This window comes from Patescibacteria group bacterium, assembly GCA_038063375.1.
GTDB lineage: Bacteria > Patescibacteriota > Minisyncoccia > Phycocordibacterales > JANLHH01 > JANLHH01.
On the sequence record JBBTVG010000011.1, the window covers coordinates 39011 to 46583 of the forward strand.

7 protein-coding genes are annotated in these 7573 nt (G+C 48.4%); all 7 read right to left on the reverse strand.

Annotated elements, in window-relative coordinates:
• Positions 1-687 carry a site-2 protease family protein gene (locus AAB523_01665; protein ID MEK7555977.1) on the reverse strand — a complete coding sequence of 229 codons (687 nt, stop codon included), beginning with the start codon at positions 685-687 and terminating at the stop codon, positions 1-3.
• Positions 688-1007: 320 nt separating this feature from the next.
• Complete coding sequence (locus AAB523_01670) at positions 1008-1865, reverse strand: ComEC/Rec2 family competence protein (GenBank protein MEK7555978.1); 858 nt, start codon at positions 1863-1865, stop codon at positions 1008-1010.
• Complete coding sequence (locus tag AAB523_01675; GenBank protein MEK7555979.1) at positions 1852-3357, reverse strand: ComEC/Rec2 family competence protein; 1506 nt, start codon at positions 3355-3357, stop codon at positions 1852-1854. The genes AAB523_01670 and AAB523_01675 overlap by 14 nt, the downstream gene beginning before the upstream one ends.
• A gap of 2 nt (positions 3358-3359) precedes the next feature.
• A complete protein-coding gene (locus AAB523_01680; protein ID MEK7555980.1) occupies positions 3360-3788 on the reverse strand; it encodes a ribonuclease HI family protein in 429 nt (142 codons plus the stop codon).
• A gap of 67 nt (positions 3789-3855) precedes the next feature.
• The gene (locus tag AAB523_01685; protein ID MEK7555981.1) at positions 3856-4410 is read right to left on the reverse strand and encodes a hypothetical protein; all 555 of its coding nucleotides are present in this window, start codon (positions 4408-4410) and stop codon (positions 3856-3858) included.
• Between the two features lie 245 nt (positions 4411-4655).
• On the reverse strand, positions 4656-6368 hold the full coding sequence (recJ, locus tag AAB523_01690; GenBank protein ID MEK7555982.1) for a single-stranded-DNA-specific exonuclease RecJ: 1713 nt from the start codon (positions 6366-6368) through the stop codon (positions 4656-4658).
• Positions 6369-6402: 34 nt separating this feature from the next.
• Complete coding sequence (locus AAB523_01695) at positions 6403-7497, reverse strand: CapA family protein (GenBank protein MEK7555983.1); 1095 nt, start codon at positions 7495-7497, stop codon at positions 6403-6405.
• Between the last annotated feature and the right edge of the window lie 76 nt (positions 7498-7573).

Here is a 7573-nt window from a genome sequence, read left to right on the forward strand (position 1 = left end):
TTAGAAACTAAAGCCTGCGCCGGTAATGAACGAAAAGAGGAAAAACACGAGGGGGAGGACAAAGCGCCACAAGAAAAGAATAAGAAAAAACACCATGATCAGAGCGTATCGCTCTAAAAAATTCTGAATATAGTTGAGGTGATGCGGCAAGAGAGAGAACAATACTTTAGACCCATCAAGCGGTGGGATGGGGATCATGTTGAAGACCGCCAAAACGATATTGAGAAAAACGATAATGCTTGCGATGTCCACAAATGCCCCTGACGCTATGCCAAGAGTGCCGGAAAATCGTATCAAAAGCCCGAAAACGACTGCGATGAACAAGTTTGAAAGCGCTCCTGCCGCCGCGACCAACGCCGTCCCCCATCGCTGATTGGAAAAGTTATAAGGATTGTAGGGAACCGGGCGCGCCCATCCAAAAATAAAACCTCCGAGAAAATAGGTGGCTATCGGCACCAGAAAAGACCCCACCGGGTCAAGGTGTTTGATCGGATTAAGTGTCAGCCGTCCGGACAGACGTGCCGTGGGGTCACCGAACATCTGCGCCACATATCCGTGAGAAACCTCATGGATAATCACCGACATGATGAGTATAAAAATTGTAAAAATAAAATCCAATTCCATTACCGGGCTTGCCCAGTAGTGAATTTTGATGTAGCACGCAGTGCGCGGCTTCCAGCGCAACATCAAAATCTACTACCGGGCTTGCATATTATGGATTACATGATACCATAGAAAGTCAATATGGCTAAACAATGCCCAATATGCAACAAAGGTTCGCAGGTCGGTGGAAGATACTCCAACCGCGTTCGTGCCACGCAGTTTAATCCGACCGGAAAGGTGAGACGCCAGCCCAATCTCCAATGGGCGCGCATGCCGGATGGGTCACGAACAAAGGTCTGCACAAGATGCATGAAAGCGAATAAACATCTGGAAACAAAGAAGAAGTAACAAGCAAAACAAAAAGTCCGCCGAGAGGCGGACTTTTTGTTATGAATCCACCCCATTCAATCAATGGAAATGTTTGTTCCGTCCGTTCGTATGATAATACTTCCTGTTTCGTATGTCGCGAATATGGGAATCCCAAATCGCTCCACCAATTCCAGGACCTCTTTGTGAGGATGACCATATTGATTATCCTTCCCGGCGGAAACGATCGCGTATGTAGGCGAAACGAATCCTAAAAATAATTCGGATGTTGATGTTTTGGAGCCATGGTGCCCAAGCTTCAACACGTCAGAGGCAAGTGCCTCGCCGTCAAGCCCCACAAGATATTGTTCCATTTTCTGCGGAGAGTCTCCCGTAAGCATGAAAGAAATATCGCCATATACCAGCCGAGCGACGATTGAAGCATCGTTCGTGTCCCACCCCTTGGGATCCCTGTCGGGAAACAATATTTCCAAATAGACGCTCTCATCAAGCCAAATGATCTGTCCCCTGCGCGCGCGTATTCTTTCAATATTTTTTTCTTTTATCAATCTTTCAAACTCTTGATACACGGCTGTGTCGTGCGGAAGCCCCGGATCAATCGCCATGCCAACGTCGTACCGCGTCAAAACAGCCGGCAATCCGCCAACATGGTCTTTGTCGGGATGTGAGGCGATCACCGCGTCAATGGAGCGGTCATAGAAAGGCATCATGCGAGCGAGCTCCCGCAATACCCGCTTGTTCGGCCCGCCATCAAGTAATACTTGATTTCCATTCGGCGCTTCAATGAAGATCGCATCTCCTTGTCCTATGTCCAAGAATGCTACCGTAAGCACATTGCCTCGCTCCTCTCTAAAAACAGCCGACCAAATAAAAACATTCGCGATAAAAAAGAACGCGAGAAAGAAGAGGTGGCTGTGTTTTTTAATGTTCTGCATGGCGCGTATTTTTGTAAAATCTGAATATTATTGCACTTATGAGTATATACAATATTACCAAGAGCCATAGGGGAAAATAGGAAACGGAGACTGACGCGAAAGGCAACGATGAGAAGAATTCCACAACCTGTAATTCATAGGTAAGAAAGAGATACGACACCGCGGCAAAAGGCACCGAGAGAGTGGTACTCACAAAACCGACCACCCCCGTTAGAAAGCCAAACAACATGGTCAGCGGAATGAATACCAAGACAAGAAGATTGACGGGAAGCGCGACCATGGAGAATTCTCCCGTCATATAGAGAAGAAGGGGTAATACAAAAATCTGTGTCGCGATAGTTGCCGTCGCAAATTCGCGCAGTTGAAATCGTGTCGGCACCAGATGAAAATATTTCTCAATGAGCGGCGCGCCATAGATAAGCCCCAGTGTTGCCAAGAAAGAAAGCTGGAAGGAGGGGTCAAACATAAGGATCTTCGGATTATGGAGAAGCATGAGAAAACCCGCCAAGAAAAGGGCGATGGTGATATCGTGCGTTCTTCCTGTGGCGCGCGCTAAAATTACCAGAAGCGCCATGAGGGAAGCGCGTACGATCGTCGCGCCGGCACCGGTCATAACGGCAAAGAACACGATTGAAATAACACCGAGCCACATCCCCGCGATGCGCGGAAGGAAAGAGAAAAACCTCATAATCGCTTCGGCGACAATGGTGATGTTGTATCCGGAGAGCACTACAATATGGATGATGCCCGCTCTACGGAAATCATCCAAGAGATCTTTGCCCAGCGCTGTCTTTGCACCGACGACAAGTCCGCCTAAAAGAGAGGCGTGCGGTTCGGGAATAACACGGGAGATTCGCTCTAAAAATGAGTGTTTCAAAGAAAGTAGTGTGCCTTTCACGATATTTCCTTCTCCCTTTCCCAAGAGTTCAATCTCCGGATACGCCAACTCATAATAGATGTCGTCTTTACCGAGAAACTCTTCATAATTGAATTCCCTTCCGGTACCCGACGTGAAATTTTTCGGTTTCTTTAGTACGCCAGCTATCTGCACCCGGTCGCCATAGTCGTACTCCGGATACTGTGCGGCGGATAGGATTATTTTACTCTTCACTTCTTTCCATTGTGTATCTTTCTTGACCGTAGCCAGTGCGACGATGAGGCGCGTGTTAAATTCCCGTTCGTCCGGCTCTAGAACCACCACCCCTTGCACCTCTACGCGTTGCTCTATCAAGGTGTCCAAAAGCGGATCCCCTCGCCCACGGTCGGCAATATCAAATCGCAACATCCCGACCCCTGCCGCAAGGATACCTATTGCTACCGCGCCCATAAAAACCGAACCTTTGTGGGAAACGAAGCGAACATATAAAAACAGCGCGACCGAAAGGAACACCGCAAAGAGAGCGAATGCGACACCAAGGTCAAAAAACGAGCGGAAGGCGATCCCGCTCGTAAAGCCTGCTATGAAAATAAAAAACACGGAGTGGAGTGCCATGTCTATTCGCCACCGTCCATCGCAACGTTTGCCAATTGGTCGGCATCTTGGTTTTTTTCGCGCGGCACGTGCGTGAATTTCAGTTTCGGCAGGTCTTTTACCTGCATATTCCAAATCTTGATGAAGTGCGGGAAAAGCGACTCCTCTCGTATCTGATACTCGCCGCTTAATTGTTTTTTAACCAACTCGCTATCCATTCTGACCTCAATATCCATGTCTTTGACATTCTTGCCGAACATTTTTTTTATTTCGTGTAAGCCGAGGATCACCGCTTCGTATTCGGCAAAATTGTTCGTTTGAACGCCGAGAAACTTTGAGACGCCTTTGAGTTTCTTGCCTTCGCTGTCGGTGATATAAGCGCCGGCGCCGGCAGGACCGGGGTTCCCCCGTGAACCGCCGTCCGTATAGATGATTATTTTTCGCTTGGTCATATCACCACTATATCAGTATTTTTCAAAAATAAAACCCGCCCTGATTACATCGGGGCGGGGGAAACAACTAGTCCTGATTGAGATATTTGATAACCATGGCCCGCTCCTCGGGAGTAAAAAGGTCGCCCCATTTGCAGAGTACGTCTGTCGCAAATACTCTGAGTGCGTCTCCTTTGATGTCCACGAATCGTGTTGCCGTCTTATCGGGCAATCTGTTGGGCAGACCGCATATGCTGAAAAATTTAGTAAAGAACAAATACCTGAGGTTAAATCCCGAAATAGACAGACCAAGCTCTTTAAACATATCCGAGTGCGACAAATACCGCACCCCTATGACTTCAACCTTAAAGGTTAGTTGTTCCGGATCGTCAAAATAACGATCCCGATACACTACGCCTCTCCATCGTGCCGTATCGGGAAAAAAGTACAGCGCGCGCCTCTTTGAAAGCCCGTATTCCTGGGGAATCAGCTTATTGAACCTAACTTTAATGTGTGTGTTGTTCTCTCCTATTGTCAGAGCATATACTTTGCGCTCAAACCGCGTGCGTGGCTCATTGCACTTTATTTGAGTGATAAGGAGAGAACTCCCAGCACCTATTAACGTGTGTGGACTCTTCTGCATCAGAACACCTCCCTCGTCAAATGACTATTGAATTTTACTGACTCTACTTCCTCCTAGCGTAGCGGAAAATACGTGATTGTCAAACACTCTGTGTATAATCACCCCTCAACTTCCACAGCATCGCCGTATTTACCCATTGTCTCCTCGCTCTTTGCATCTCCCCGCCATTACTCCAGTATACTGGAGTAATGGCGGGGAGTCTTACGGCACAATACTTTACGCAACGCCAAAAGCAACTCACGGGATCAAACGTTTCGTATTTCAACGATCCGCAATCGCAACTCGCGCCTCCCCCCGAAAAACGATTTCTCAAGGGTCGCCACAAGAGTTATTCGTTCATCCTCTGCCACGCTAACACCGGGGAAAAAATCCTTGTCCATGAAAAATCCGATTGCCGAAACGCCACGCCCTCCGCTGTTTTTAAAATCAAGACCCAAGTGGTTTTTCTCCTTGCCGAAATGTCGCATGTTTTCAATTTTTATATTCTCAAAAAGAAACGTGGGCTTGTGGTTTCCGATGCCGAACGGCGCCAATCGTTCGATCTCTCCGTACGTATTCCATGTCACTTCATCAAGAGACAGATTTGCATCTATCGGGAGTTTTTCCGGAGCGGTGTTTGCGCGCTTCACCTTCCCGTATGCCAGAGCAAGTTCGTCTTCAAGTGTGTGTATGTTGTCGTGTGCAATGGAAAAACCGCCCGCGAGCTCGTGCCCTCCGACATTGATGAATAGTTTCTTTCGCACGCTTGCCATCAATTCAACGACATTCACGCTTCCATCAGAACGGCACGATCCCTTGATGTTCCCCTCTCCTTCTCTGCCCCACACAAAAGCGGGACGCCCATACTCCTCGCAGATATTGCCGGCCACGATTCCCAACACGCCAACTCGCCACTTTGGATTGCCGATCACGATCACACTTCGGAGCTCCCGATGGGTCAGCATCTTTTTTATTTCTTTCATGATGTTCGCAACCGTCCACTTGCGTTCATCATTTATCTTATGGAGATGATCGCTAAGCTCCCCCGCGAGCACTTCGTCTTCCGTTGAGAGAAGATGAAACGCTTTCATTGGTATATCCATGCGACTTGCCGCGTTAATGCGCGGAGCGATCATGAAACCGATGTCGTCTTCCGTAAGATGGTTTTGTTCGATCGACATCTTTCGGAGAAGCTTCAAGAGGCCCGGCCGTTTGCTTTTGCGGAGCACCTTAAGACCATAATGCGCGAGCACCCGATTCTCATTTTTGAGAGGCACCATGTCCGCGATGGTGGAAAGGCCCGCCATATCAAGAAGCCATTTCTCCCATCCCTTCGGTACGTCAAACGAGCCCTTCCGCAAGAGTGCCGTCACGAGCTTCCACGCGACACCCGCGCCACAAAGCATATTGTCGGGGTAGGTATCGCCTTCCTGTTTGGAATTCAGAATGGCGTACGCGGCGGGGAGTATTTCCTGCGGCAGATGGTGATCGGTCACGATAACGTCTATACCGAGCGACTGCGCGCGCGCCACTTCTTCCACGTCAGTAATCCCGCAATCAACGGTAATGAGAAGAGTAACGCCGTCCTTCGCAAACTGCTCCACGGCGGGAATATTAAGTCCATATCCTTCCTTGTGTCGATGCGGAATATAATTTTCAAAATTCCGATAACCGATCTTTTTAAAAAAATCATGCATGATGACGCTTCCGGGAATACCGTCGCAATCATAATCACCGTAGATAACGATATGCTCTTTTGCGAGAATCGCCCGAAGTATCCGGTCAACCGCCTTGTCCATAGAGAGGATCAAAAACGGGTCGTGTATATCACGCTCGTAGTCGGGATTCAAGAACCGCTCCGCCGCTTCGGCACTCGTAATGCCTCGATTAATGAGTAGTTTCCGAGTAAGTTCCGGGTACGTATTGAGGCCTTTATGCATATCTTCCTCTGTCTTGTCAGTATCCTTACCTGTTTCCATGGGAGAAATTATATCATGGTGAGGCCCTCTGTTGTTATGGCACTAAAAGCTCTGGCTGGAAATGCGCGTTGAGTCTGATAGGAGTAAGCTTCACACCGGCAATACGGGTGCCGCGGAGCAAAACTTCCAGCACCGCACCTTCCATGGTCTCCCGTGAAAAATTCTGATCAAATATAAAATTGCCCAAGCTATACGCAATGTATCCTTCTTTATATCGTTCAAGCGGCTCTACCACGTGCGGATGATGACCCACCACAATGTCCGCGCCAAGGTCAATCGCCAAGCGAGCAGTCTCCTTTTGATAGTCGTTCGGTTCCGGCTCGTATTCATCGCCAAAATGAAATGAGACGACGACCACATCGCTCACCTCTTTTGCCAGTGCGATACTTGTTTGCAGGCTCTCCCGAGAGATGAGCGCGATGCCCGCCTCAAAGTCCTTTGCCTCAAGATAATTTTTTCCAAATTCACTGAAGGCCAGAAACGAAATACGTGTGCCGCGAACGCTCATGACCTTCGGATTATATGCTTCCGCCGAGGTCTTGCCTCCTCCGCTATAGACAATGGACGCGTCGTCTAGACGACGGAATGTGTCTGTCATAGCCTCCTTTCCAAAATCTCCTATGTGGTTGTTCGCCACCGACACGACACTAAAGCCCGCTCGGGCAAGTGCTAAGGCGACGGCAGGGGACATGCGAAACGAATAGACTGATCCTTCGTCTGCGCCTTTGTCGGAAACAGGCCCTTCCAAGTTGCCGAACAAAACATCAAACGTTTTGAGGTAGGCTTGTATCTTCTCAAACGGGAAGTCTTGATTCTCGCCGCCATAGCGGAGAATGTGCGACTCCACTCCTCTGTCAAACATCATATCCCCGACAAACCCGAGGCGTATCATCTCTTCTTTCCCGTTTGAAACAGACACAAGCGCTTCTTCCTCATTCCCTTTTTCTTCTTTGGTATTCCCGAATGTCTCTGGAGTAGCCGCGGCTTGTATCCTGTCAGAGTACAGCCCACCGAAACGTTCCACTGCTATCTGTGGCCCGTAATACGCGCCTATCAAAAGAACAACAAAGAGGCATCCTCTTTTCAAAAAAAACAAGAATTCCTTCTTATCAAAATGATGGCTTTTCATGGAAATAAAGGGTATTAAACTCTTTGTTTCGTCTTCGCACCACAGGAGTACTTCTTGTTCCCTAATTCACTTCGTT

Coding starts and splice junctions, on each gene's coding strand:
- AAB523_01695 (MEK7555983.1), bottom strand. CDS start 7,497: ATGAAAAGCCATCATTTTGATAAGAAGGAATTCTTGTTTTTTTTGAAA.
- AAB523_01670 (MEK7555978.1), bottom strand. CDS start 1,865: ATGCAGAACATTAAAAAACACAGCCACCTCTTCTTTCTCGCGTTCTTT.
- AAB523_01680 (MEK7555980.1), bottom strand. CDS start 3,788: ATGACCAAGCGAAAAATAATCATCTATACGGACGGCGGTTCACGGGGG.
- AAB523_01685 (MEK7555981.1), bottom strand. CDS start 4,410: ATGCAGAAGAGTCCACACACGTTAATAGGTGCTGGGAGTTCTCTCCTT.
- AAB523_01665 (MEK7555977.1), bottom strand. CDS start 687: ATGTTGCGCTGGAAGCCGCGCACTGCGTGCTACATCAAAATTCACTAC.
- AAB523_01675 (MEK7555979.1), bottom strand. CDS start 3,357: ATGGCACTCCACTCCGTGTTTTTTATTTTCATAGCAGGCTTTACGAGC.
- recJ (MEK7555982.1), bottom strand. CDS start 6,368: ATGGAAACAGGTAAGGATACTGACAAGACAGAGGAAGATATGCATAAA.